The sequence below is a fragment of the Bradyrhizobium lablabi genome (genome assembly GCF_018131005.1).
Taxonomy (GTDB): domain Bacteria; phylum Pseudomonadota; class Alphaproteobacteria; order Rhizobiales; family Xanthobacteraceae; genus Bradyrhizobium; species Bradyrhizobium lablabi_D.
Window position 1 is genome coordinate 242,584 of sequence record NZ_JAFCJK010000009.1, and the last position, 23,656, is coordinate 266,239.

Below are 23,656 nucleotides of genomic sequence, written 5' to 3' on the forward strand. Positions count from 1 at the left end.
GGTTCTTCACCTCAATCGGCGATGTCCGCTTAACCCCTAACAGCGGCACAGAAGCGGACATCGCGCGAGGTCCGAAAAGGGCCAGAAGCGGAAATGACCAACTCATTCGATAACCTTATCAGCACGAATGATGACCGGTTCTGGTATCGATAAGTTCAGCAACTTTGCAGTCTTGAGGTTAAGTACCAATTCAAATTTGGTAGGTCGTTCGACTGGCATGTTGGCGGGGTTCACGCCCTTAAATATTCTATCTACGTATTGCGCTGATCGCCTGAACATGGCCGACAAGCTTGGACCGTAACTTGCCAATCCACCGGCCTCAACATACTCGCTGATTTGATAGATTGCCGGGATTGGAACGGTATTGGCAAGATCAACAATCTTTCGCCGAATTGGATCGGCGAGCACGAACACAGCGTCACACTGTTCTCTTCTGACATCCTGAAACGCTCGCTCCAGATCGGCGGGAGTTAGCGCAACAACAGGAACCGTTGATAACCCGACGGTAGGCGCGGCTGCGCGCGATACCTCATACAGCCCTTGGTGGGTAGGATTTGACGACATCAACACAGCAATCTTTCTGGCGGTCGGAAGCATTGCGCTGATCACGTCAAAGATCTTGGTAGTGGTGTCGCCGTACATATTGGCTAAGCCGGTTATGTTGCCTCCGGGATGAGCAAGGCTTTTCACAAAACCGGACCCTACGGGATCAGTCGCAGGTGTCATCACAATGGGAATGGTCGATGTTGCTCGCTGCGCAGCGGCTATCGCCGGTGTTGAAACAGTAACAAGCGCGTCGGGACGAAGTGCAATGAGTTCACCAACCAACGCAGGCAACCGGTCATTTTGTCCCTCAGCTTGCCGCTTGTCGATAATGAGGTTCTTGCCTTCGATATAACCGAGAGTGCTCAACTCTTGTCTAAATACCTCAAACAGGTTGATGTCTGGACTAACTATGAAGCCGGGCGTTAGATACCCAATTCGCCAGATTTTCTCCGGTTGCGACCACCCGACCTTCGGCAAAGTAATGGCCCCGCCTGCAAGAGCCGCAATAAACTCTCGTCGTCTCATGGGCTTCGCCCTCACGTGCAGCCCCGGCAATAATTACACCCCTACCCGAAGCCCGTACATCGCTGACACTGGGTTAAGCTGCGGAACTCGGTTCGCTGAGAGTCCTTCGGCGGCAGCGCTAACTGTGCGCCGATCGGCCGGCCGAGATAGCTCTCGATGAAATCGCGGAGCGCGTCGGACACCTCAAGACCCTCGGCGACGATCCGCCACTCCAGATCATGGGCCACTTCGGCGGATGCGTCGCGCGCCCAGGCCTCGGCCGGGTTGAAGGCGACTATCCGCAGCACATGATCGTATTGGCCCGTGAGCAGCTCGTCGATGAGAGTCGGGCAGTCACCAAGCAGCGTGAGCGTACCAGATGTAGCCTCTGGCTCCCCAAGATGTAGAAACAGGCAAGCCATTATGGAACCAGTACCGCTGCCACGGCATCCGGCTTGCGGCGCTGACCCGCAGGGCTGATACCTCCCCAACATGCGTTAGACAGGAGGGAGACGATGGGACAAGATCGTGACATTCTAATACTTTCATGGCTCGCGCGTCAGCCAGAAGGGTCTGCCTACGCTGACGAAATTCCCCTTGGGCCTACGGAGGAAGAGCTTGCATCGCTTGTGCGGCGAGAGCTCATTTCGCGGGTCAAGGCGGGTGGTAAAAATAAATATGTGATCACTCGGGAAGGCAGGCAATTTCAAGAAGGCGATTAATCGCCCGACCCGTTTCCAGAACGCGCTGTCACCCGTTTCGGTTTCGGCAAAACGGTTCCGCGTCCACACTACTCCCTAGTGTGAGTCACCTCATCGGTCTCACGGAAGGCCGCGCCGCTCGTGAAGTCCTCAAGCACGAGGTAGAAGGTTCGATCCAGCCGGTCGTTCGGAATGATGGAGGGAGCCTGACCCATACGCAAAACTCCATGAACCGGAGCCAAAGGTATGGGCGGCGAGGCGCTTAAAGCGAGTCTTTAACGTTGCCCAGAATGGTACTGGGCTCTTTCTTCCGGAGTCGGGGCTCGATCTCGAATGCAAAGTTTGCCACCACCGTGCATTCCCTTGATATTACGCACGTGCCAACCCGGTCTGACGTAGTGGTGGCGGTTCATGTCCTCTTCCTGCCAACCTGGCTTCGGATGGCCGACTCTGACGCCACTATTGCAATAGCAATAGACGCCAACAGGCGTGTTGTGCGTGCAAGGAGCTGTCCCGACAGCGGCGGATACGGGGCCGCCGGCAAACAAGAACAGTAGAATGAGAGTCACTCTCATGGGAAACACTGCCCTCCGCAATTCATAAAAAATATTGATTAAGTTCCCAAGAAAGCAACCGCCTGTCAATTGCTCAACTCAGGGTTATTTGTCCGGTCGGATTCTACTTGTATCGTCGCGTTACTGATGGCGAGTTTTCCGGGCGTTGCATCGGCGCAGGTGGACTGCGGCGCGATACCCCGAAGACCGGCGCGCACCGACTGCTACCGCGGTCTAAACCAGTATCTATCATGGACAATCGGACCTTGCCGCTGCGAGAGCGCGCGGGCAAGCCGAGGCCGCTTGGTTTCGGGAAATTACCGGAACAGGCCTTCCGAAACACAAACCACATCGGCAACGATATGAGCTCAGGCCATTCCCGCGCAGCAGTCCGGGAAGTCGCACAGATCGGTCGTGCTTCCGTTTGTCGGCCGCTGACAAGTTAGTCCGACAGCTATCGCCTCCGCGTGTGGGACGTTCGGCCAGCCTCGGGCCAACCAATGGTGTGGCAGGACGATGTCAACCGTTGCCGCCGCCCTCGACAATCTGCCTGATCGTGATCCTGAGATCGCCGCCGTCCTCGCCGTCGTGGGACTGCGGCGCGCGGCCCCAGCCGCGATCCAGCAGGATGCTCGCCGCCGACACGCGCGCCGCCGGTGGCACTGCCTCTTGGCTGACGATGCCCGCAAGCACCTTAATGCATAGCTCGGTGTGCCCCCGCGCCAGCGACCGCAAATCGGTTGGTATTTTCTTTCGGGACAATGACTTGCGGGGTGAGCCTACCCCCTCCTGTTGGCGCAGGCATCGGGCCCGCATCCGGCGCGGCGACAGTCACCCACATAATCTAGCACAAAAGAGATGTACCTCCTGACAGAAGTGCGCGTCCTGCGTTTTTTACAGATCGGCCCTAACAATAGGGCTGGCCGCGTTCTACGTGATGCAAGCGAGGTCGGCGGGGTCGGCCCGTCTCCGACCCGGCCGATGGCCCCACTGTGGGAGCCATGATCCAGATCAACGCCGTGGCCCGGCGGATCCAGATCAACGCCGTGGCCCGGCGGTCGCTCAAGGAATTCGCGCTTTAAGTTGCTCAACCCGTTTTTCCGCGCTGGACGCTTCTGGGTCGCCGTCGCTTCCTGTTCGGTGATTGAGGGCATGTCACCAATGAACCGCTGTCTTGCTGCTTTCGCAATCGCCATAAGCTTGTTCACCCCAATTGCGCACGCCAACGACGCCTTGGAAGCCAAGGTGCGGGCCTACGTTCCGGTCGTCTCCCTCGCCAAGGTATGTGACATAAGGATCAATGACGCCACCTCGGGTGACCACCGCGCCATGCTCGAAGCAGCGAAATCTGACCCGGACGCCAACAAACTCGCCTACCGCCTCCATTACGAAACGCAGACGGCCTACATCAAGGCCCGCGACGGAGGTCAACGGGTCGCCTTCTGCAAGGACTTCATCACAGCCAACAGCAAATACGCCAAAGCGCGCTTCACCGCCGTGGTCGAGGGCCACATGAGTGACGTCAGCACTAGTGTGCAGAAGGCGATTGCCCACAACGTCTGCGGTGCGCCCCCCGTCAAGCTGTCCAAGGCCGACTGGAAACCGTACGCGCTTATCAAAAAGATGCTTCAGACCGAGCAAAAGTTGGCCAAGGAAAACGCCGAGACGAACGGCTGGAACGTCAACGAGGAAACGACAGCGGTCACAGAACAGTTCTGCGCGGCGATGCGGTGACTGGTACGGCATCGATCTGAAAGACTTTCCAATGCTAGCCTGCGCAAACTTGAACACGAGATCGAAAAACTGGCATGCTCCGAGTTGATTGGGCCATTTGGCGCAACAGGCGTTGCAAATCGTCCCGGGCTGGATCCTTGTCACTGGGCAGCTTTCCTGTGCCGCGTCCCACTGCCTGCCGCGTTCCGGCCGACACCTCTCGGCATGCAACTTCTTAACCAACCGTTAACCATAGCTATTCATGATGCTGCTCTTGTGTGTGTGTTGGCGACGAGCTTGAACTGCATGGCGCAGAGCAATTCCAGAACGCCAGCTGGAGGGGATGAGGACGTCCTTCCCTCACCGCTGGCACCAGACCAGGGAGCAACAGCCCTCGATCTGGTGTATCAAGCGGCCGACGCCTTCCGCAATATGGAAGAGCATGCTCGCAAGACCGAAGCCCGCGCCCAATCGCTTTGCAGCAGCGCCTTAGAAAGATTGCGGCTTGCAGAAATCCGAGCTGAGTCCGCCGAGCGGGCGCAACGTGAACTCATCATCACCGCCGAACATAAGCTGCAATATGCGTGCAAAGCACTAGAACAGGCCCGGTCTTGTATTGAAGCCCAGAAGGATAAGCTGACGGCAGTAGAACTTCGTGCCGAAGTGGCTGAAGCCGAAGCGAGACAAGCCAAGGAAGCGCTCGCGCTTGTTGAAGAAGCAATTCGCAAGCGTCTGCTTTGCGCAAACCCGAATGCCGATGGCAGGTTGACAGCGGTAGCCTGATCCATTGCGGCTGCCATGGACCACGCGCCGCGTCACCCGCGCGCGTCTATTCAAAATGACAGAGCCAAGCGGTAACTAACTATTAACCAAGTTGGATTATCTGAAGACTTGGGCATTCGGGGCGCGTGTGCTGGCTTGCGGGCCAGCCGGTAGTGTAGGCGTGGACCCATGGCCCTTGACCCGGAAGAGTTCGTCACCCTGACAAATCACGGCTCGATGAAACTGCGCGCGGCAGTATTGCGCGCGATGACGTTGCTGCCCAAGGAACGCAAGCGGACAACAATCGTCCGCGAGGGTGAACCGGCGATCCTGAATTTCGAGCAGATCAAGAACCTTGCGGCGCAGTGGGACGAACGGCTCGTGCCAATCGACTGACTAATTTCGCTGTGCTGGTTTCAATCGGGCCGCCCCCAAGAGGCGGCTCGTGCACGACCCGTCACGCGCCTCCTCACATAATGGTGGGGCCGTGCTTTTGATCTCTCACAGTGCTACGTCCGATCATCGCGACTAGTCGCGCCGCGTCGTCATTGGTAGACTTGCCGCGCGCTGTGGCAGCATGTTTTGGCGGGCGTCAACCACGGCACTGCTTTCGCAAGTCGCCACAAGCTTGCGCGCGGGCGTGTCGAGGCCATGAAGGTCATCTGGATTGAGTCAAGGGCCGAGTATCATAGCGAGTTCGTGAACTTCGAGCCGATGATGGCGTGGCCGAAGCCGGTCCAGAAGCCGCATCCGCCGGTCATCGTGGCGGCGCCTTCCCGTACGGCGTACGGCGGGCCCTGCGCTGCGGCAAACGGCCGGATGCCTCACCGCTCTCGCGCCCAGTACGCGGACGTGCAGCCCTGCTGCCGAAGTTCCGCGAGATGGCGACTGAGACGCGCCGCGATCTCGCGTCGGTACCGATCACGATCTGGGGCGCGAAGGAGAATCTGGACCTACTCAAGCGCGACCGCGACGACGGTTTCTCACGCGTGGTCGTCAGCCTCGATTCCGACAAGGGAGATAAGATGCTGCCGGCGCTCGATCGCTCGGCGAATTTGATCCGCCAGCCCGGTAGCTAAGAGGTTACACGAGCGGCAAGACCTCAGCCCTGAATTTCTGCATGGTCGCGAGGACTTCATCCGCTGCAGACCCACCGAATCCAAAATCGATGCAGCCAACACCCATGTCGCGCAGCGCGCGGATATCGGCGGCAAGCAGCGCCGGCGAACCGGCGAACAGACGATGTTCGCCGTCACTGGCCTGCGGTGGCGCGGTCTCGCCGAACACCGTAACCCGCAAGCCTAAGGCCACCACCTTAGGATCGCGACCCGCCTCAGTGACCATCTTGCGCAGGCGCGCCGCCTGGGTCTTGAAACGCGTCAAGCTATCGAGCGGATTCTGCGGGTTGGTACCGATCGGATACCAGGCATCGCCGAGGCGAGCAGCTCGCCGCAACGCCGGGCCGCTCTCGCCTCCGACCCAGATGGGCGGATGCGGCTTCTGCACGGGCTTCGGCGCGAAACCGATATTGGAGAACCGGACGTGCTTGCCATCGAATTTCGGCGCACCCTTCGTCCAGAGCTCAACGAAGGCGCGCACATATTCGTCGGTCACCGTTCCGCGCGCATCGAAGTCCGGCGCGTCGATGGCCTCGAACTCCTCGCGCATCCAGCCCGCACCGATACCGAGCGTCAGCCGGCCACCCGAGAGCACGTCGATGGTCGAGAGGATCTTGGCGGTCAACACGGCCGGGCGATGCGGCACCACCATCACGGAGGTTACGAGACGCAGCCGTGTCGTTTTCGCGGCGATCCAGGCGATCTCCGTCAGCTGTTCGTGCCGCTCGCCGCGGGTGCCGCTGGGGAACTCCCCGGAGGCGCTGTAGGGATATTCGGCCGCGATCGACGTCGGGATCACAACGTGGTCGCTGAACGTTGCATAGTCGAAGCCCATCGCCTCGCCGCCGACCACGATCTTCGCAAGGTTGTCCGCGGCCGACAGGGGTCCGGCGGTCGGTGCGTTGAAACCAATCAGCATTTGTTGCGTCCTTCATTGCTTTGCACGCGTCGATGCGACACCATGTGGCCGCCAGACGGTGGGGGCAAGCGCATCCCGCGATGACACCCCTGACGGGGGAGACGAGCGATAATGACGGCCGGTAGACAGACGAGGCGGCGGTTCGACGCGCCGCTGGCCGAACTGACAGCAGAAGCCGCGGCCTTGCGGGATTCCGCGCACGGCCGACTGCTCTCCTACTCGCGCAAGGTCTTCATTCCCCTCACCAAGCTCTGCCGCGATGTCTGCCACTACTGCACATTTGCGCAGGTGCCCCGCAAGGGCAGGCCCATCTACCTCTCACCCGGCGAGGTGCTCGCCATCGCCCGCGCCGGCGCAGCCGCAGGGTGCACCGAGGCGCTGTTCACGCTGGGCGACAAGCCCGAGCTGCGATACCAGGCCGCGCGCGACGCATTGAAGGCGCTCGGTCATGAAACTACGATCTCCTATCTGACCGCGATGTGCGCGCTCGTCCTGCGCGAGACTGGATTGCTGCCGCATGCCAATCCCGGCGTGATGACGCGCGAGGAGGTCGCAAGCCTGCGCAAGGTGACGGCCAGCCAGGGCATCATGCTGGAGTCGACCAGCGAGCGGCTCTGCGACCGTGGTGGCGTCCACTACGGTTCTCCCGACAAACATCCCGCAGTCAGGCTGGAGACCCTGCGTCTGGCCGGCGAACTGAAGGTTCCCTTCACGACTGGCATCCTGATCGGGATCGGCGAAACACGCGACGAGCGGATCGACGCGCTGGAGGCGATTGCCGATCTTCACGCCGCTCATGGTCATGTCCAGGAGGTCATCGTCCAGAACTTTCGGGCCAAGCCCGACACCAGACTCGCCGATTCGGAGGAACCCGATCTCGAGGACCTCTTGTGGACAATCGCGACAGCGCGCCTGATTCTCGGGCCCGGCATGAATATCCAGGCTCCGCCAAATCTGTCGCCGGGAGTCTATCAAAAGCTGATCGACGCGGGACTCAACGACTGGGGCGGGCTCTCACCGGTCACGCCCGATCACGTGAACCCGGAAGCACCGTGGCCTGCGATTGCCGAGCTCGCCCGCAAGAGCGCGGACACCGGCAAGCTGCTAGTGAACCGCCTGCCCGTCTACCCTGCTTATGCGCGTGCCGCCGACATTTGGCTCGCTCCCGATATTGCCGCTCGCGTGCGGAGCATGAGCGACACTGAAGGTTTTGCGCGCGACGACGACTGGGCACCGGGTAATACCAAGCCGCCACCGGCGCCGTTGGTGCTTGCTAGCAGTGTCGATGCCGGCATCGCCGGAATCATCGAGCGTGCCACATCCGGCGAACGGCTTGCTTTGAACGACATCGTGCGTTTGTTTGCGGCACGCGACGCCGACTACCGGCACATCACGCAGGCTGCCGACGCGCTCCGACGCGCGGTCAGTGGCGCCGTCGTGCGCTACGTTGTCAACCGCAACATCAATTACACGAACATCTGCTACTTCCGATGCAAGTTCTGCGCTTTCTCGAAGGGCCGCACGCACGAGGGTCTGCGCGGTTCGCCTTATGATCTCGCCATCGAGGAAATCACACGCCGTGCGATCGAGGCGTGGGATCGCGGGGCAACGGAAGTGTGCCTGCAGGGCGGCATCCATCCCGACTACACCGGGGCAACTTACGAAGCCATCTGCCGGGCAATCAAGGCGGTCGTCCCCGCGATGCACATCCATGCGTTCTCGGCTCTGGAGGTGACGCAAGGTGCGGCCACGGTCGGACTGCCGATTGAGGCGTTCCTCGCGAAGCTGATGGCGGCTGGTCTCGGCACCCTGCCCGGAACGGCGGCCGAAATTCTCGACGATGAGATACGCGCCATCATCTGCCCCGACAAGATCAACACCAGGCAATGGCTGGACGTACAGCGCGCCGCCCACCGGGTGGGATTGCGCACCACCTCGACCATCATGTATGGACACGTCGAGACCTCTCGTTCGTGGGCGAAACATCTCCTCGCGTTGCGCGATTTGCAGGCGGAAACCGGCGGCTTCACCGAGTTCGTGCCGCTCCCCTTCGTTCACATGGAAGCGCCGATGTACCGCCTCGGCATGGCCCGTCCCGGCCCGACGCTCCGCGAAGCCGTGCTTATGCACTCCATCGGGCGGCTCGCCCTGCATCCGCTGATCTCAAACATCCAGACCTCCTGGGTGAAGATGGGCCTGGCCGGCGCCGCCGTCTGCCTGAAGTCGGGCGCAAACGATCTCGGTGGCACGCTGATGAACGAGAGCATCTCCCGCGCCGCCGGCACCCAGCACGGCCAAGAGTTTCCGCCGCACGAGATGGAAGCGCTCATCCGCTCGATTGGCCGCGAACCGATGCAACGCGACACTTTGTATCGGCCGGCGCCAGAAGAACGTCGAGCGGCATCAATGACCCCGGCCGATCTCGAGCCGGTCGTGCTGACGCCGCCACGCAGGAAGGCGGCGGTCGGTTAGGCGATGCCCCGCCTGGCCAACAGCGCGGGCACGCCAAGTTCCTCGAGCAGCGTGCGCGTGCGCGTGCCGGCTGACTGCGGCAGACGCAGGAAGAGCGCCAGGTCGATCGGATGGTCGATATCAATTGCGATTCCGGGTTGACGGATCACCGTCGGCTCAATGCCTTGAAGACGCGCGGCCTCAAGGTGCGGGAAGTAGCTGTTATCGCCGAAGCGAAGCGGCACCGATTCCGGCGGCGAGCAGACCACGGCGTTAGATCCGAGATCGTCATGCGCCGGTGAAATCGTAAAAGAGGGCGCTGCGAGATGCGCCGACAATATTGCGTCTATCTCGCTTGCGCGGACGGCTGGAATGTCGCCAGGCATCGTGATCATGCCGCCGCGTCCTTCGCCCGCGAGAAGGCGGCGGCCGGCGTTGACGCTGCCAGTGTGTCCGTCGCGCGCGCCCTCGGTCACGATCCGCGCGCCGACCTTTTCACCAAACGTCGTCGCATGCGGATCGAGCGTGACGATCACCACACCGGCGAGACACCGGGAGCCGATCACTGCGTCGAATACGTCCGTCAGCATGGTCTCGGCGAGACAATGACGTTCTTGCGGCGACAACAGGCTCGACAGCCGATGCTTGGCGCCAATGAACTCTTTGACTGGAATGACAGCCCAGATGTTGCTCATCGCGAGGCCAGTGCTTCCGCAGCGTCGAGCGTCACGCGTGCCAGCGTCTCCCTGTCATGCAGACTCGTCATCAGGGTTTTGGCGATCGTGATCCGCGCGCCGACCTTGCCGATCGCGGCGTCGGCGTGGTCGACGACAAAACCATCAAGCAGGTCGCCATAGCGCGCGGCAACGCCAGCGGCACTGGCCTCCAGACCGAGTTCGCCCATCATCTTTGCAGTCGGACCCTTGACTGCCTGCCCGCCGATAATGGGCGAGACCGCAACGACTGGTGCGTCGCTCACCTTGATCGCTTCTCGCATGCCTGACATCGCGAGAATCGGCTCGATGCTGATGAAGGGATTGGACGGACAGATGATCACGGCCCGCACATCGCCCGAACGCAGCGCCGCCATTATGTCGGCCTGGGGGCGCGCGAGCGTCGCACCGTCGAAAGTCAATTCATGGACAACTGGCCGGCACTGCTGGCGCACGAAGTAGTCCTGGAAGTCGATCCAGCCCGCGTCGCTGCGCAAGCGGGTCCGCACGCGGTCGTCGCTCATCGGCACCACGCGAACACCAATGCCGAGACGTCGGCAAATGTCTGATGTCACCTCGGACAGTGTCTGCCCCAAGCGCAGGCGACGCGTGCGCTCGACATGCAGCGCGAGATCGCGATCGCCGAGCCGAAACCAGTCCTCGCCGCCGAGCTCGCCGATGCTGTCCATGAACGACCACGTCTCGTCACGCCGGCCCCATCCGGTGACGGGATTGTCGAGACCAGCAAGAACATAGGTCAACGTGTCGACGTCGGGCGAGATACTCAGTCCAAGATGCTCGAAATCGTCGCCGGTGTTGGCGACCACGAGCAGCTCGTCGGCCGGTAATACTCGGCTCAGACCGAGCGCCAGTTTCGCGCCGCCGACCCCGCCGGATAGCGCCACAACAAGTCGTTTGCTCATCGGAACATGTCCTCGGCGGCCGGGCGCACCAGCTCGGAGGCCGCATTGTTGGGACCCCGCCACGTCAGGCCGCGCACGACCACGACAGGCCGGCGTTCGGCACCCTGGCCCATCACGAGCGAGGCTGCAGCGGCGATCTCGTCCGCATGCCCGGTGATGCTAACCTGAAGCGCGCGGCCGAACAGATCGGGCGAGCCACGCAAATCCATCAGCGATGGAACGCCGGCGGCACCAATCGCCACACCGCAGGTGCCGCGCCGCCAAGCACGGCCAAAACTGTCGCTGATGACCACGGCCACCGTCACACCGAACTTTTCCGACAGGCGCCCGCGCAATATCGCCGCGGTGCCGTCTGGATCGACCGGCAGCAGCAGCGCGCGCTGGGGCTCATCGGGCGAGGCCACATTGGATTGGTCGATGCCCGCATTGGCCATCACGAAGCCCAGCCGATGCTCGACGATCAGAATACCGGGCCTCGCCCGCACGACCCGCACCGATTCCGACAGGATCAGCTCGACGAGACGCGGATCTTTCTGGACTTTCGCAGCGAGTTCGATCGCTTCAGTCGAGGGTTCGACAGTTGCGAGATCAACCATGCGCCCTTCAGCCTTGGACACGATCTTCTGCGTCAGCACGAAGACGTCGCCGCCACGCGGTGAGATGTCGCCGCGCGCCAGCCCCTGGCCGATCAACGAGACGAGATCGTCGCCCTTGCGCACCAGCGGAATACCCGGGACGGCGAGGATCTCGACGGCGTTGCTACGTGTCATCGGCCGGTCCCGCGCACTCAATCAAAACGCTTGCGCAGTCGCGGCAGCACGTGTTCGCCATAGAGCTTCAGGAAGCGCGCCTGGTCCGGTCCCGGTGCGTGGAAGACCAGATTCCGGAAGCCGAGACCGACGTAGTAACCAACCCGGTCGACGTGCTCGTCGGCGTCACTGGACACGATCCATCGGCTGGCGGCGCGCTCGAGCGGCAACGCGTCGGCAAGGTGCTGCATCTCGACGGGATCCTCCACTGTCATCTTCTCTTCCGGCGTCAGCGCCAGCGCCGCCCAGTGGCGCGTGTCCTCGAGCGCACGCACCTTGTCGGTGTCGAACGACACCTTGACCTCGATCATGCGATCGTAGGACCGCGACGGATCCTCCGAGGCCGCAATTCCTTCGGCAACCTTCGGCAACAGCGTCTGGGTGTACAGCTCCGGCTTCTTGCCGCTGGTGCAGATGAACCCATCCGCGGAGCGGCCGGCGTAGCGCGCCACCAGGGCACCCGCGGCTGCGACATAGATCGGCACTGGCGTGTCGGGACGGTCGTAGATCGTCGCCTTGTCGGTTTTGTAGTACTGACCTTCGAAGCTGACCCGCTCCTGCGTCCAGAGTGCTCGTATCAGCGCGACGGATTCACGCAGGCGAGCGAAGCGCTCCTTGAAGTCCGGCCAGGGCTGGCCGGTCGAAGGCACTTCGTTGAGCCCTTCGCCGGTACCGATGCCGAGCACGACCCGTTCGGGGAACATCGCGCCCATCGTGCCGAACGCCTGGGCGACGATGGACGGATGGTAGCGAAACGTCGGCGTCAGCACGCTGGTGCCCATGACGACGCGCGACGTTGTAGCGCCCAGTGCGCCCAGCCAAGTTAGCGAGAATGGCGCATGGCCGTCGACATGCTTCCACGGCTGAAAGTGGTCGCTGATGAAGACCGAATCGAAGCCGACTTCCTCGGCAAGGCACGAGAAGCGCAGCAACTTGCCCGGCGCGAACTGCTCCGCCGATGCCTTGTATCCGAGCTTGATCACCGCACCTCTCCTGGCTGGCGCCGGTCGATGCCGATGCCGTAGTACCCGCCGCGGAAGTCTATAGACTAGAGGGAAGCCGGCAACCAGCCAAAGTGAGGAAATGACCATGCATCTCGGACTTGCCTTGCCTTTCGGCGACATCGGTGGCGATGGCCCGATCGTGCGCGAATTCGCTGAGCTCGCCGAGGCCGAAGGCTACGATGGCCTGACGCTGGCGGACCACGTGCTCGGCGGCAACCCGGCGAACCCCGCCAGCGGCCGTGCGGGTGGGCTCGGCCTGTTTCACGATCCATTCGTAGCGTTCGGATTCATCGCTGCCTGCACGAAAAAGGTCGAGCTCTCGACCCAAGTGCTAATTCTCGCGCAGCGCCAGACGGTGCTGGTTGCCAAGCAGGCTGCTAGTCTCGACGTGCTCAGCGGCGGCCGCTTCCGCTTCGGCGTCGGCGTCGGCTGGAACGAGTTGGAGTTCGTCGGCCTCAACGAGAATTTCCACAATAGGGGCAAGCGATCCGAGGAACAGGTCCAGGTGATGAAAGCGCTGTGGGCCGATCCCTATGTTACATTCGAGGGCAAGTGGCACCGCCTCCCAGACGCCGGCATCAATCCCCGGCCACCAAGCCGTAAAATTCCGCTCTGGTTCGGCGGCCATATGGACGTGACGCTGCAGCGGATCGCAAAGTGGGGCGACGGCTGGATGATGCTGTCCGAGCCGCCGGGGCCCAAGGCGGTTGCCGAATTCGACAAACTGCGCCGCCTGGTGGAAGCCGAGGGACGCGACCCGGCCTCAGTTGGTCTCGAAGTCTGGACGTCAACCGGCACTGGCACGGAGAAGGATTGGCGCGAGGAAATCGGCTTCTGGAAGAAGGCGGGTGTCACGCATGTCACGCTGCACAACACTTTTGGCGGCTATCACCACAAGCGCATGGCGGGCCGGAGCATGAGCGACCATGTAAATGCCATGCGCCGCTACCGCAACGCCATCGCCGACCTGCTCTGAGGACCGGCGAGCGCTCAGGTATCGACGAGCGCGGCCAGCATGCAGTCGCGAGCGCCGAAATCGCCGTCGGCGTGGACGGCAGACAGACATGCGTGGCGCCGGCCGTGAGGTGCGCCCGCATGCCGCGCCTGATCGTCTCGGCGTCACCCGAGAATACCATCGCATCGATGAACCGGTCACTGCCACCGTCGGCCAGGTCAGCCTCGGTAAAGCCCTGACGGAGCCAGCTGTTGCGATAATTCGGCAGCACCATGTAACGCGACAGTCACTTGCGTCCGAGCGCCCGCGCCTTCGCGAAATCGGTTCAAGCGTGACCTTCTGCTCCACTGCGAGCCACTTCGAAGACCCGAGGATCGCGGCCGCTTGGGTCGTGCTACGGCGTCACGTTGTATGGGACGGCGCCACGCGACTTGGCATCGCTCAGCGCCAGCGGTTTCTCGTAGCGATGGCCGCATACACCTTCGACCATCGGAATGTGACCGACGCCGAGACAGAGAATGAACTGGCCGCCGTAGAGCGTGTTCAGTGAGACCATAGCGCGCTGGGCGGTGAAGGAACCGCGCGCATAGATGTTAGCGATCGAACTACCGATCGTCAGCTTCTCTCTGCTCGATGGCAGACAGGCCGCCAGCACCATCGACTCGCAGCCCCGCGATTCCGGGTACAAGCGGCCGGGTAGCCGTTGTTCTCGACCATGATCGCATCCGTGAACTGATTTAGGAGCAAGGTGCCCCCCTTACATCCCGAAGAGCAACCGGCGCTGGAAGCCCTGCTTCGTTGATGAGCTGAGTTCGCTGCCGGACCAACAGGTCTCGGGTCCGAAACGCCTGGCCCGCCGCCTGCTGCTGTTGGCTCTTCACCGCCCACAAACCGCATGTTGGGCGATGCGTCGCTTCGCAGATCGCTTCGGCATCGATCGCGTCGTTCTTCCGCCTCACAAACGGATTTACATAGGCGGGCGGGATCAGCCGAACTTCGTGGCCAGGCAGCGTCAACTGACGGGCCCAGTGATGTGCTCCACCACATGCCTCCAGTGCTACCGTGCAACTCGGCTGGGCTGCGAAGAATTCCAGCAACTTTTCCTATCCGTTTGCTGAATAGACCTCACCCTTTACCCTTTTCTGTCTGCTCCATGGGCGTGGAAAACATGCCCAGAGGCGCAACTCATCGCAGATGATCACAGACCGACCGCTCAGCCATTGAACTGCTTAACGAGCCGATTGAACTTCTCGGGGTTCTCCATGAACATGAAATGAGCACCACCCTCGTTCTCCTCGAAGATTTCGGTCTTTGCGCCCTTGATTTGTTTCCCGATCCAGACCTGAGACTTCCAAGGAACTAGGCTCGCTTTGCCGCCCACAACCAGAGTTGGAATGTTGATCGCTGGAATGACATCTCGCCAATCGTTGGTAGCGTGATCGAATAGCAAGCGTGCCGCATATTCTCGTGGAAACTTCAAGTTCTCCTGGATCACCCAGCTTACTGCGTCCACGGGGTACTGTTTGGTGAACATGCCGCGGATGAACCCCTCCGTGGTCTTCACGCCGTCGGGCCCCGAGAGCGCATTGACATTTTCAACTAACGACTTGCTGTCAAAAATCGCGCCAGCGTCCTCCAACTCTTGTGCTGACCAGCCGGGGTTACTCGTGATCATCGGCATCTGATCGATTAGAATGACCTTCGACAGGCGATCGCTGCCGTACTGTTCCCAATAACCCCATATTACGGAGCACCCCATAGAGTGACCCGCCAATGTCACTCCGCCTAGATTGTTGGCCGCAAGGAAGTCGTGGACATCCGCCGACAATCGTTGAATGCGGTACCCATGGTTCGGCTTTGCGGACTCCCCATGACCACGCATGTCGAGGGCATAGACGTGGTATTTGTCGCTCAAGCCAGTCAGCTGATATTTGAACTCCATCGCCGACTGGGACCAACCCGGAATCATCACCAAGGGGCTGCCCGAGCCGGCCTCCAAATAGTGCAACTTGACGCCGTCATTAGTTACGAACCATCCCTCCTTAAAGGTCGGTTCGGCGGCGATCGCTAAGCATGGTGCGACGATCAGTCCTAGTAGCAAAATCACTTGCGACATGGCTTTCACGCGCATGGGCCATTCCTCCCTTTAATCGCTCGTCCGACTTCTTCAGCCGTCGCCGTGGCGATATGCTACGATAGTACTGGTATTGAGTTCCACAAGCATGCGACCGCGCTTCGGCCGGCTCGCTCTGAACCTTCCCGCTTTAAACCATCTCGGACGCCCAGCTAAGCCAGCGGTAATCTCCGGCCTTTGCTTTGATAATAGTTGGTTGTCATCGGCGCGGGCGACGGCGGGCGGCGGAGCGGCGGCGGACGTCGCTGGATACAGCGCTTCACGTCGACGAGGCCAGGCAGAGTGACAATGCCGTATGCACAGCGCCGTGCTGTCGCTTGCGGCCACCTGGCCGCACGTACCCTAGTGAACTGGATCCAGTACAACCACCGGTATCTCGCGCTCGGTCTTAAGCTGATAGTCGGCGTAGGGCGGCCAAAATTCGAGCGCCTTTTTCCAAAGTCTGAGGCGTTCCTCGCCTGCCGTTGTCCTGGCCCGCGCGTTCATCTTCTTGGTCCCGACTTGTACTTCTACGTCAGGGTCCGCGAGAATGTTGCGATACCACCCTGGGTGTTGGGGCGCGCCTCCCTTTGAGGCAATTACGAAGTAACTGCCGCCGTCCGTTCCGTAAAACAGCGGGAATATGAACTTATCGCCAGACTTGCGGCCGGTGGTGGTCAGCAGCAGTGCCGGCGCCGTGATCTCACCTCGCTGGGGCACGGTTACCTTGTATATGTGCCCGTCGGTTCCGCCGCTAGCAAGATAGCGGTTCGCGTGCTCGACCATCCAGTCCGGCAGGTTCGGAGCGAGTTTCGCTTCAGCCATCGTGCCCTCCCTCAAAGCTACAGGCAACATACCATCGGCCGACGGATCGGCCAATTCCGGATTCAAAAGCAAGCCGATTTGGGGCTAAAGATTGGGTTGCGAAATCTGTTGTTGGCCCGGAACTGACTGCGGCGTGGCGGTGCCGAGTCAGGACGTGGCTGACACAACGGACGGATTGGGCAGCGGGATACGTAGCTCATCAAATCCTATCGAGGTTGCCTCCTAGGCCCCACACCCCGTTCCGATAAAAAGCACCCGAGCTGTGCTTGATATCTCGAGCTTTTTTTAGTTGTGAACACAGGGGTTCGGCGTTCTCCTCTGTTCATGCTCGTGCGGTTCGTAAGGCGCAGCTTCCGGAAATAGCCCAGCGCGAAGCCCGGCGAGGCCGATCAGGGCCTCATTGCGCCGCTCGCTCGCCGCAAAGCACGATCGAAACGCCACAAGGATGTCCTGCGGCTGCTCGCTGAGGGGCACAACGTGCGCCTTGCCCGCTATCATGCACGATGCTGGAATTGTTCAGAGCCCTTTGTCGAAATCAACCTCGTCCCAAGCGGCATCGATGAACTCCGACTTGCGCACACCGGTAATCAAAACCAGGCGGCCACCACGTTGATGTCGCGCCGAGTGACTCCCTGCAGCAGCCTGTCGAGGCCAGGGCGCTCGTTGTCCTCTTGAGCCGCTGATACTCTGATCCAGATAGACGGCCACCGCCTCCCAGCCGTCGCGTTCTGCGATGGCCTGCAGCTCGCGCTCCTGATTTTTCGTGGTTTGACCGTTCGCGGTGCTGGTCCGGATGTAGAGGCCAACTCGCATGGGCCTTGATCACTTTGCATTCATGCCGTTCGCTCCTTCGCCGACCTAGTGCTATAAACATCTGATTTTGGAACGGCAAAAAGCGAGTGGGTGATGCTTGATGTCTCAGGCTTTTTTTGGATCGTAAACGGCAGGGGTTTTTGGTACGGCGTCTGGCGATGTAATGGCCAGGCCCTGCGGTTTAATCGTCAATCCCGATGCCGGCGGCTGATTAACCAGCGGCGGAAGACCTGAAGATCGCTTGCGAGTTCATTGAAGTAGAGAGCGGTAAAGTGGCGCCCTCGAGCGGGCGCCTATTGCCGCTGCTCCGAAGCCTGCTAAGCTCGCCATATAGGCCATGCGGAAAAAAGAATTTGCGACGCGCGCTTCCCTCGCGCAGTTGTACAGGGTTGCATACCGAACCTCTAGCGTTTGATCTGCTTTCGGGCAGTTCGCTGCATCGCTCGCCTGACCTTCATCCTTGCCAATGCTGCGTAACCGCGGTTTGCTCCGCAGACCCTCAGGCCACAGCTGGTCATCGCCAGCATGCCGCAGGGAGTACCGTCTCGCTTGGTGGCGGTGCAGAGGAGACGGTTCGTCCGACCCTTTTTGAGAGCCGTCTTCATTCTCGAAAGACGCCAATAAATGTTACCCGCACCGGCGGGGCGGGGATTGGGCACGATAGCGCTCTCCCGTGGGCGACCTAAAGCCCGTCCGTCTAACCTGATACGGCCTCCTGCTCGACGAGATCGTAGGGTCCGGCAGACGTGAACTTAGCGAGATAGCTTGCCACCTCAAGCTTGCTGATGAGCCGGAGCTTATAGATCTCGCCGATAGGTCCATCATCTATCCCGGGGTCGACTACCACCCCCCCTATATCGGTGACAATCAGCCGCTCGTGGAACTGTTCGCCGTCTTTCCTCTCGCTCCATAAAAAGGCGCTGACTGAAACTCCCTGAGGGAGCGCTGCACCGAGGCAGGCTCGGCAGTTGGAAGCGAACAACCCCGAATTCCATCGACGGCGTTCTTCGCGCGGGTTTAATGCATGGACCTCAAATCGTGAGAGCCGACCGTCAGTCGCTAGCGTCGCGGTGAGCGCTTGGAGGGGCCGCAACCACTTGCTTTGGCGCACCTGGCCGGTGGGGTTGAAATACGCGTCGACCAGTATGACCGTACGAGCTTGGCAAAGCATTGGCTTGACCGCTGCCGCCAAATTTGGGGCTGTGCGCGGGATCTCCAGGCTTCTGGAGCAGTCCCAACAGGGGACACCACCGAGCCCAAGCGTGGCATTTGCGGCTGATTGATGTGCGTCTGGACCATCAAGCAAGATGCAATCGAATGGATCTGCCGCATGGACCTCGAACGCTTGCTCCCGCCACGTGCGCGCACCGTTCCAATCGCATTGTCGAGGGATGATTGCATCGCGAAGTTTGGCGAGGCGCTCAACGATGCGGCCGCGTTCGATCTCCCTCAGTTCAGCGGTCGCTAGTCGGACCTCCTTTTCCCAGCGGCGCGGCACTGCACCAACAATCCTCCCGTGCTCGATGCCGATACCGGATAGAATTGCATCGGCCAAATGATAATTAGTGAACAACGATGGCTCGATCGCATACTCCTTCCATAGCTTCATCAGAAGAGCTCCTCCCCACGCTCTCCGAAAAAGCCTCGAGGCCAACGGTCGAGAAAATCGCCGTCGGGCGTTATGCGCAATGGAGTTAGTCGCAGCTCGTCTTCGGTTGGCTCGACGTAAATGACTGCCACGTGGCCAGGCGTTAGAGACGGCGCGTCTGGCGGGAGCTCGTTTTCAGACGTTTCACGAATGCGGCGCAGCAGTCGAAGCATGATGTGCTCGCTGTGCGTTTCGATGGGCAAAGACCTTTCCGCGTCGGGGTCAAACGACTGACCTGTTGCTGAGACAGCGAGCAGAACCGAACACGCGCTCGCATCGACGCGTTTTCGCTCCACGCCATCAGCGACCTGATGCTCGCCTATCCTGCGTGGGCTGACTCTGGACTGCGCTGGTTCGAGGTATTCGACGGGATAAACCTCGGCGCCATACAGAGACAGGCCAAGGCGAACAGAGACGCCTGCCCGCAACGTCACGGTATAGCAACGCTACTATATCGCGAGTTAAGCGAGGCCTTTGCCGAGAAACCAGACGTCGTACCGCCGAAGAAGACGGCGAAGCAGCGCACCGAGGAATTGGCCGCGGCTAAGGCGCGGATTGTAGAACAGCGCATTGAATTTGGCGAGCAGTTGGCCGCGATACGCGACACCGAGCCCAATAATCGGCGGTTCGGCCGGATCGTTCGCCAACAATTTGATATCCATTGCGGAACCGAGGCGGCTGAATTGGCCCGCGTTGCCCGCGTCTACGGATCGCGTCCGGAGATATATCGCGCTGTGTCGTGGCAAGCGCTTGTGCAGTTGTCCTCGCCGTCGACGCCGGAGTCGGTGCGGGAGAAGATCGAATCCAGAATTCTCGAGGGCGAGCGGGTGAGCGGCGCCGAGGTGATCCGTGCTCGCCCCTACCCTTAGATAGGCGCCCGCCAATTGATGCGGCTAGACTAGCTTGATTGCCAGGCCTTGGCTTGATCCAAAGGGAGCCCCTCTTGTCACGAATCGACCAATCGAAAGCCGATATGCGCTCTAATTCAAGCCCGACATTGAGTGCCGCGGAAGCCGCGCCAGAAAGGTAGTTCCGGTCGTCTTTGTGATCATCTCCATTTCGCGCTCGGCTCGGCCAGCGTAGCCCCGAGCCATCTCGCGGACACTTTCAAGCACACCACAATCGAAAATCGCTTTCCGAAGTTCCTCGATATCTATAGCGCGCGACAAGTACATGTCCCGGATTCGCTTGGCGCCCGTTGTTTTGGTCTTTAGCGCCTCGATCACGGGAAGACTGAGTACACCGCTCGCATAGTCAGTTCCTAGTACCGAACTTGCGACATGTCCTGGATCAGTCAATTGTTGTAGGTCCTCAGTGAGCACATAGGAAAGGCCCAAAGCACCGCCATACCGGGCGAGGGTCGGGGCCATTTTGGATACGTGCGCTACCGATGCGGCCAGCGTACATGGCAAGACGAAAAGCGGAGCATATTTCCGGCGAAGCTGCGCGAGGTGTTTCCTACGTCCCAATCCAATATTCCAAGCGTCATTCTGCTGATCTATGCTACCGGCATAGGCGCTCTCGAACGATATCATGATCTGGGAGGAGGCGTTTCTTCCGAGTTCCGAGCAAAATTCGAAGGCCCGCGAGAGCAAGAAATCGCTCAGGAGCACAGAGAACTTGTTCCCCCAATTTACCCCGTTGCGAATGGCTGGCTCTTCCTCGATCCCGCTTTGAGCAAAGATTGCCAAGTAGGAAAGATCAAGCGCGGTCGCAGCGTTGACTAGTTTTTCTTCCTGCCCGGAGCCAAGTGTGGCGCAGGCTAGGAAAAGCACGGAAGGTCGAAAAACGATCGCACCCGACGTGCGCCCCTCAATCTCCAGGCGTGAAAGGAATGGCCAGTCGTTCCTGAGCGAGGCGACAAGGCGCGCACCAACCTTGAATAACCGTCTCCTGAGGGGAAGGCTGCCGGGAGGGAGCAGCGGCGTGAGATCCCGCGCGAACTTTTGCTGGGAAAGTGATCCCGCGCCCTCCGGCACCAGGGCGAGGCGGCGTAGGACGTCATAGACTGGACGTTCCGAATCAAACGTGCTTTCAATAACGTGCCACAACAGCTGATAGCGTCGCGCCGACTTCTGACCTGCCTCGAAATAGCCGGCGAACTTGTGGCCGAGAAGAAACTTGTACTCTTCGTGAGCGAAGTAAAGTGCGCCCGAGGTTGCAAGGCACCGAACGATGACCTCGGCGGCGAGCCGCCCGGACTCGAGGGCGTAACTGATACCTTCCCCCGTGAATGGGCTGACAAGCCCGGCCGCGTCACCCACCAGAAGCAGGCCCGGGCAAGCACTGGCGTCTGGGGAAAAGTCGAAGCGGAGTGGAGCGCCCCAGGGTTTGCCATTTCCGACGCCGCCAGGCGCGAGCCCCTCTTCGCGCGTCATCCGCGCGACAAAACGACTGTAGAGATTGCTGATATTCTCATATGGGACGTCCTCGAACAGGCCGACGCCGATGTTCACGATACCGTCGCCGGCCGGAAATACCCACCCATAAGAAGGCAGGACATAGCTGTTGGTTGAATCGGTAAGCGGCAGGGCTATAGCAAGCATGTCGCGGTTTGCCCGGGGGCAGGAGAAGTAGCCGCGTATCGCGAAGCCCGGCGACGCTTTCGGAGACCTCAGTTTGCTGTCGCGCCAGATCGCTGTAGCGGCGCCGTTGGCGCCCACGACCATGGACGCGTGCACCGATCGCATGCAGGCTGCCGTACGAAACTTAACACCCGCCACGCGCTCTTCGTTCCAAAGAAGATCCTGGTAGTCAAGACCGCTTTCGAAATGCGCGCCAGCGGCAATGGCAGCCTGACGTAGCGCGTCGTCTAACCTGACACGCGGCATCACAAGGCCATAGTTGTAGTCGTTTCCCAACGCGCCGTAAGAAAAGTCGCGCATGCGTCTGCCATGCATGACCACTCTCACCCCCTTAATCCTGTGGGCGTCCTCCAAAGCCGGGCCGACACCAAGTTCGTTAAGAAGACGAACCGAGTACGGCGTCAAGCCGTCGCCGCAGCTCTTGTCACGCGGGAAGGACTTGCGATCTGCAAGCAGAACTTTGATGCCTGCTTTTGCGAGGAGCATCGCGGTTGCGGAACCGGCAGGACCTGCACCTATTACGATGACATCCCAGCCTTCCTTCATCTGGTCCTGCCGGCCATGCTGGTTGCGAGATTGGCTAGCGAATTGGCGGCGGAGCGATCTGATAGGAAGTGTAGCGCATCGATACCTTGCCGGATTTGCGCAGCAAGAATATCGCGGGCGCGCGGGATGGCATCGGAGCAGAGGAGGAGTGTCAATGCCTCCCTGACATCTCCGTCGGATAGCCGGTTGCGAGCGAATATGCGTTTCACGATTTCGGAAGATTCTTTTCCGCTTCTTATGAGCAGCAACCATGGAAGGCTGTAGACGCCGGCCCGAATGTCCGCAAGCGTCTCCTTACCGGTCGTGGCAGCATCGCCTTCGATATCAAGGAGGTCATCGGAGAGTTGGAAAGCTAGACCGAGATGGCGAGCGTAGCGGGTCAGCGCTTCGGTCTCGGCGCGGCCGACGCCACCCAGCAAGGCACCCAGCTGCAACGCCAGCCTGAACAGCGATCCCGTCTTTAGGGCGATGACCTCCAAATGGTCTTCGGCCGGAAGCTCGGTATTGTAAGCGTTCTCGGACTCTCGAAGCTGTCCTAGGCAGAGTTCCGCCGCCGATGTGGCAGCAAGCTTGCGCGCTCGCGGGCCCAACGCCTCTGTCAGTGCCTGGGCCCGAAGGAACAGGAACGTGCCGGTCAGCATTGCGGTTGCGTTCCCCCATTTGGCATTTGCACTTGCGAAGCCACGGCGGAGCAACCCACGGTCCATAATGTCGTCGTGGTAGAGCGAAGCCAGATGGATTAGTTCGACGGACGCCGCAGCGCGCACCACCTCAATCCTCGTGCAACCCGAGCCGTGTGCAACGAAGAGCATGGCCGGACGAATCCGCTTTCCGCCCAGCGATGCAAGATAGGCCGCCCTCTCCGCCAGACTCGGATGATCGGAGCTGACCATATCCATCAGAACAGGCCCCAGCCGCTCCAGCGCCTCGTAAACTTCGGCGTTCTCGATCCATCCGCCTTCAGGAGACATGAACAGTCCGCTACTTCAGGCCGGACTGCTCTTTGAACTTCTCCAAAACTCTTTGCAGCCCCTTGGAGGCGACGGCGGATGCGGAGAATTTCACCAGGAATCCGAACGCCTTGTGCAATTCTTCCGAGGGCGCCCTCACCACTAGATCGCCGGCGTGAAACGCCTCTAACGGTGTGACCTCACCCCTGGACATGGCAATAATCGTCTCGGGATATGTAGCACCCCGTGCGATTATCCGCGTCTTCCCCTTCGCCTCGCTCTCTCCGAGGTGAACTTCACCTCGGCTTATAGCGACGTTCACCGACCCCATGCCGAAGACACCCACGACCGCGCTTTGGCCTTCATATTCCTTTACTAGGACGTCGTAGTCTTCCGGCGCATCAGCTCTGAACGCCTCCAATGCCTCGCGCGCCAGTTGCTCGACCGCGCTGCCGCGCTGCTTGTCTTCATTTCTGCTAGCCATGATCGTCCTCCATTGACCGC

25 protein-coding genes and 1 pseudogene are annotated in these 23,656 nt (G+C 60.6%); 8 read left to right on the forward strand and 18 right to left on the reverse strand.

Annotated elements, in window-relative coordinates:
• Nucleotides 1-102: 102 nt before the first annotated feature.
• On the reverse strand, nt 103-1,071 hold the full coding sequence (locus JQ553_RS26245) for an ABC transporter substrate-binding protein (RefSeq protein WP_212502920.1): 969 nt from the start codon (nt 1,069-1,071) through the stop codon (nt 103-105).
• A gap of 41 nt (nt 1,072-1,112) precedes the next feature.
• The gene (locus tag JQ553_RS26250; RefSeq protein ID WP_212502921.1) at nt 1,113-1,472 is read right to left on the reverse strand and encodes a hypothetical protein; all 360 of its coding nucleotides are present in this window, start codon (nt 1,470-1,472) and stop codon (nt 1,113-1,115) included.
• A 93-nt stretch (nt 1,473-1,565) separates the two neighbouring features.
• Here JQ553_RS26250 and JQ553_RS26255 point away from each other — a divergent pair, with 93 nt between their 5' ends.
• Nucleotides 1,566-1,772, forward strand: coding sequence for a hypothetical protein (locus tag JQ553_RS26255; RefSeq protein ID WP_212502922.1), 207 nt, complete (start codon nt 1,566-1,568; stop codon nt 1,770-1,772).
• A gap of 68 nt (nt 1,773-1,840) precedes the next feature.
• Here JQ553_RS26255 and JQ553_RS34975 read toward each other — a convergent pair whose 3' ends face one another.
• Nucleotides 1,841-1,966: a hypothetical protein gene (locus JQ553_RS34975; RefSeq protein ID WP_283817294.1), complete on the reverse strand. Its 126-nt coding sequence runs from the start codon at nt 1,964-1,966 to the stop codon at nt 1,841-1,843.
• An 858-nt stretch (nt 1,967-2,824) separates the two neighbouring features.
• Nucleotides 2,825-2,950 (reverse strand): hypothetical protein, encoded by a 126-nt coding sequence (locus JQ553_RS34980; protein WP_283817289.1) that lies wholly within the window; start codon nt 2,948-2,950, stop codon nt 2,825-2,827.
• Nucleotides 2,951-3,388: 438 nt separating this feature from the next.
• Between JQ553_RS34980 and JQ553_RS26260 the strand changes: the two genes are divergently transcribed.
• The 4 genes from JQ553_RS26260 to JQ553_RS26275 all read left to right on the forward strand — a co-directional run bounded on the left by JQ553_RS26260 (nt 3,389) and on the right by JQ553_RS26275 (nt 5,859).
• Entirely contained in the window at nt 3,389-4,039 is a 651-nt protein-coding gene (locus JQ553_RS26260) for a hypothetical protein (protein ID WP_212502923.1), read from the forward strand.
• Between the two features lie 285 nt (nt 4,040-4,324).
• The gene (locus JQ553_RS26265) at nt 4,325-4,801 is read left to right on the forward strand and encodes a hypothetical protein (RefSeq protein WP_212502924.1); all 477 of its coding nucleotides are present in this window, start codon (nt 4,325-4,327) and stop codon (nt 4,799-4,801) included.
• Between the two features lie 168 nt (nt 4,802-4,969).
• Nucleotides 4,970-5,176 (forward strand): hypothetical protein, encoded by a 207-nt coding sequence (locus JQ553_RS26270; RefSeq protein WP_212423176.1) that lies wholly within the window; start codon nt 4,970-4,972, stop codon nt 5,174-5,176.
• A 326-nt stretch (nt 5,177-5,502) separates the two neighbouring features.
• Entirely contained in the window at nt 5,503-5,859 is a 357-nt protein-coding gene (locus tag JQ553_RS26275) for a hypothetical protein (RefSeq protein ID WP_249144588.1), read from the forward strand.
• 4 nt (nt 5,860-5,863) lie between these two features.
• On the opposite strand, the gene JQ553_RS26280 is transcribed toward JQ553_RS26275, so the two are convergent.
• Nucleotides 5,864-6,817 (reverse strand): TIGR03619 family F420-dependent LLM class oxidoreductase, encoded by a 954-nt coding sequence (locus JQ553_RS26280; protein WP_212502926.1) that lies wholly within the window; start codon nt 6,815-6,817, stop codon nt 5,864-5,866.
• 111 nt (nt 6,818-6,928) lie between these two features.
• On the opposite strand from JQ553_RS26280, the gene cofH reads away from it, so the two are divergent.
• A complete protein-coding gene (cofH, locus tag JQ553_RS26285; protein ID WP_212502927.1) occupies nt 6,929-9,289 on the forward strand; it encodes a 5-amino-6-(D-ribitylamino)uracil--L-tyrosine 4-hydroxyphenyl transferase CofH in 2,361 nt (786 codons plus the stop codon).
• On the opposite strand, the gene cofC is transcribed toward cofH, so the two are convergent.
• From cofC to fgd, 4 genes are read right to left on the reverse strand one after another with little or no spacing between them, the layout of a single operon-like run.
• Nucleotides 9,286-9,963 carry a 2-phospho-L-lactate guanylyltransferase gene (gene cofC, locus JQ553_RS26290; protein WP_212502928.1) on the reverse strand — a complete coding sequence of 226 codons (678 nt, stop codon included), beginning with the start codon at nt 9,961-9,963 and terminating at the stop codon, nt 9,286-9,288. The two genes, cofH and cofC, sit on opposite strands and share 4 nt — an antisense overlap.
• On the reverse strand, nt 9,960-10,904 hold the full coding sequence (cofD, locus tag JQ553_RS26295; RefSeq protein ID WP_212502929.1) for a 2-phospho-L-lactate transferase: 945 nt from the start codon (nt 10,902-10,904) through the stop codon (nt 9,960-9,962). Before cofD ends, cofC begins: the two co-directional genes overlap by 4 nt.
• Entirely contained in the window at nt 10,901-11,674 is a 774-nt protein-coding gene (gene cofE / locus JQ553_RS26300) for a coenzyme F420-0:L-glutamate ligase (protein WP_212502930.1), read from the reverse strand. Before cofE ends, cofD begins: the two co-directional genes overlap by 4 nt.
• 17 nt (nt 11,675-11,691) lie before the next feature.
• Nucleotides 11,692-12,696 carry a glucose-6-phosphate dehydrogenase (coenzyme-F420) gene (gene fgd, locus JQ553_RS26305; RefSeq protein ID WP_212502931.1) on the reverse strand — a complete coding sequence of 335 codons (1,005 nt, stop codon included), beginning with the start codon at nt 12,694-12,696 and terminating at the stop codon, nt 11,692-11,694.
• A 106-nt stretch (nt 12,697-12,802) separates the two neighbouring features.
• Between fgd and JQ553_RS26310 the strand changes: the two genes are divergently transcribed.
• Complete coding sequence (locus JQ553_RS26310) at nt 12,803-13,693, forward strand: LLM class F420-dependent oxidoreductase (RefSeq protein ID WP_212502932.1); 891 nt, start codon at nt 12,803-12,805, stop codon at nt 13,691-13,693.
• Between the two features lie 373 nt (nt 13,694-14,066).
• Here the strand turns inward: JQ553_RS26310 and JQ553_RS26315 are convergent, their stop codons facing one another.
• The 6 genes and pseudogenes from JQ553_RS26315 to JQ553_RS26340 all read right to left on the reverse strand — a co-directional run bounded on the left by JQ553_RS26315 (nt 14,067) and on the right by JQ553_RS26340 (nt 19,032).
• Nucleotides 14,067-14,360 carry an LLM class flavin-dependent oxidoreductase gene (locus JQ553_RS26315; RefSeq protein WP_283817291.1) on the reverse strand — a complete coding sequence of 98 codons (294 nt, stop codon included), beginning with the start codon at nt 14,358-14,360 and terminating at the stop codon, nt 14,067-14,069.
• Between the two features lie 109 nt (nt 14,361-14,469).
• Nucleotides 14,470-14,772: pseudogene (locus JQ553_RS26320) on the reverse strand (transposase); the annotation flags it as partial.
• A 113-nt stretch (nt 14,773-14,885) separates the two neighbouring features.
• Nucleotides 14,886-15,803, reverse strand: coding sequence for an alpha/beta fold hydrolase (locus tag JQ553_RS26325; RefSeq protein ID WP_249144589.1), 918 nt, complete (start codon nt 15,801-15,803; stop codon nt 14,886-14,888).
• A 345-nt stretch (nt 15,804-16,148) separates the two neighbouring features.
• Nucleotides 16,149-16,610 carry a nitroreductase family deazaflavin-dependent oxidoreductase gene (locus JQ553_RS26330; protein ID WP_212502935.1) on the reverse strand — a complete coding sequence of 154 codons (462 nt, stop codon included), beginning with the start codon at nt 16,608-16,610 and terminating at the stop codon, nt 16,149-16,151.
• A gap of 516 nt (nt 16,611-17,126) precedes the next feature.
• On the reverse strand, nt 17,127-17,423 hold the full coding sequence (locus JQ553_RS26335) for a recombinase family protein (protein ID WP_212502936.1): 297 nt from the start codon (nt 17,421-17,423) through the stop codon (nt 17,127-17,129).
• Nucleotides 17,424-18,120: 697 nt separating this feature from the next.
• Nucleotides 18,121-19,032, reverse strand: coding sequence for a hypothetical protein (locus tag JQ553_RS26340; protein WP_212502937.1), 912 nt, complete (start codon nt 19,030-19,032; stop codon nt 18,121-18,123).
• Nucleotides 19,033-19,382: 350 nt separating this feature from the next.
• Between JQ553_RS26340 and JQ553_RS26345 the strand changes: the two genes are divergently transcribed.
• Nucleotides 19,383-19,940, forward strand: coding sequence for a hypothetical protein (locus JQ553_RS26345; protein WP_212502938.1), 558 nt, complete (start codon nt 19,383-19,385; stop codon nt 19,938-19,940).
• A gap of 111 nt (nt 19,941-20,051) precedes the next feature.
• Here JQ553_RS26345 and JQ553_RS26350 read toward each other — a convergent pair whose 3' ends face one another.
• From JQ553_RS26350 to JQ553_RS26360, 3 genes are read right to left on the reverse strand one after another with little or no spacing between them, the layout of a single operon-like run.
• On the reverse strand, nt 20,052-22,202 hold the full coding sequence (locus tag JQ553_RS26350) for a geranylgeranyl reductase family protein (RefSeq protein ID WP_212502939.1): 2,151 nt from the start codon (nt 22,200-22,202) through the stop codon (nt 20,052-20,054).
• The gene (locus JQ553_RS26355) at nt 22,199-23,173 is read right to left on the reverse strand and encodes a polyprenyl synthetase family protein (RefSeq protein ID WP_212502940.1); all 975 of its coding nucleotides are present in this window, start codon (nt 23,171-23,173) and stop codon (nt 22,199-22,201) included. The genes JQ553_RS26350 and JQ553_RS26355 overlap by 4 nt, the downstream gene beginning before the upstream one ends.
• 10 nt (nt 23,174-23,183) lie before the next feature.
• Entirely contained in the window at nt 23,184-23,636 is a 453-nt protein-coding gene (locus JQ553_RS26360) for a hypothetical protein (RefSeq protein ID WP_212502941.1), read from the reverse strand.
• Between the last annotated feature and the right edge of the window lie 20 nt (nt 23,637-23,656).

Excerpts from the sequence above, each read along its gene's own strand:
- JQ553_RS26245 (WP_212502920.1), bottom strand. The coding sequence starts at position 1,071 with ATGAGACGACGAGAGTTTATTGCGGCTCTTGCAGGCGGGGCCATTACT.
- JQ553_RS26250 (WP_212502921.1), bottom strand. The coding sequence starts at position 1,472 with ATGGCTTGCCTGTTTCTACATCTTGGGGAGCCAGAGGCTACATCTGGT.
- JQ553_RS26255 (WP_212502922.1), top strand. The coding sequence starts at position 1,566 with ATGGGACAAGATCGTGACATTCTAATACTTTCATGGCTCGCGCGTCAG.
- JQ553_RS34975 (WP_283817294.1), bottom strand. The coding sequence starts at position 1,966 with ATGGGTCAGGCTCCCTCCATCATTCCGAACGACCGGCTGGATCGAACC.
- JQ553_RS26265 (WP_212502924.1), top strand. The coding sequence starts at position 4,325 with ATGGCGCAGAGCAATTCCAGAACGCCAGCTGGAGGGGATGAGGACGTC.
- JQ553_RS26270 (WP_212423176.1), top strand. The coding sequence starts at position 4,970 with ATGGCCCTTGACCCGGAAGAGTTCGTCACCCTGACAAATCACGGCTCG.
- JQ553_RS26280 (WP_212502926.1), bottom strand. The coding sequence starts at position 6,817 with ATGCTGATTGGTTTCAACGCACCGACCGCCGGACCCCTGTCGGCCGCG.
- cofH (WP_212502927.1), top strand. The coding sequence starts at position 6,929 with ATGACGGCCGGTAGACAGACGAGGCGGCGGTTCGACGCGCCGCTGGCC.
- cofC (WP_212502928.1), bottom strand. The coding sequence starts at position 9,963 with ATGAGCAACATCTGGGCTGTCATTCCAGTCAAAGAGTTCATTGGCGCC.
- cofD (WP_212502929.1), bottom strand. The coding sequence starts at position 10,904 with ATGAGCAAACGACTTGTTGTGGCGCTATCCGGCGGGGTCGGCGGCGCG.
- cofE (WP_212502930.1), bottom strand. The coding sequence starts at position 11,674 with ATGACACGTAGCAACGCCGTCGAGATCCTCGCCGTCCCGGGTATTCCG.
- JQ553_RS26310 (WP_212502932.1), top strand. The coding sequence starts at position 12,803 with ATGCATCTCGGACTTGCCTTGCCTTTCGGCGACATCGGTGGCGATGGC.
- JQ553_RS26325 (WP_249144589.1), bottom strand. The coding sequence starts at position 15,803 with ATGCGCGTGAAAGCCATGTCGCAAGTGATTTTGCTACTAGGACTGATC.
- JQ553_RS26330 (WP_212502935.1), bottom strand. The coding sequence starts at position 16,610 with ATGGCTGAAGCGAAACTCGCTCCGAACCTGCCGGACTGGATGGTCGAG.
- JQ553_RS26335 (WP_212502936.1), bottom strand. The coding sequence starts at position 17,423 with ATGCGAGTTGGCCTCTACATCCGGACCAGCACCGCGAACGGTCAAACC.
- JQ553_RS26340 (WP_212502937.1), bottom strand. The coding sequence starts at position 19,032 with ATGAAGCTATGGAAGGAGTATGCGATCGAGCCATCGTTGTTCACTAAT.
- JQ553_RS26345 (WP_212502938.1), top strand. The coding sequence starts at position 19,383 with ATGCTCGCCTATCCTGCGTGGGCTGACTCTGGACTGCGCTGGTTCGAG.
- JQ553_RS26350 (WP_212502939.1), bottom strand. The coding sequence starts at position 22,202 with ATGAAGGAAGGCTGGGATGTCATCGTAATAGGTGCAGGTCCTGCCGGT.
- JQ553_RS26355 (WP_212502940.1), bottom strand. The coding sequence starts at position 23,173 with ATGTCTCCTGAAGGCGGATGGATCGAGAACGCCGAAGTTTACGAGGCG.
- JQ553_RS26360 (WP_212502941.1), bottom strand. The coding sequence starts at position 23,636 with ATGGCTAGCAGAAATGAAGACAAGCAGCGCGGCAGCGCGGTCGAGCAA.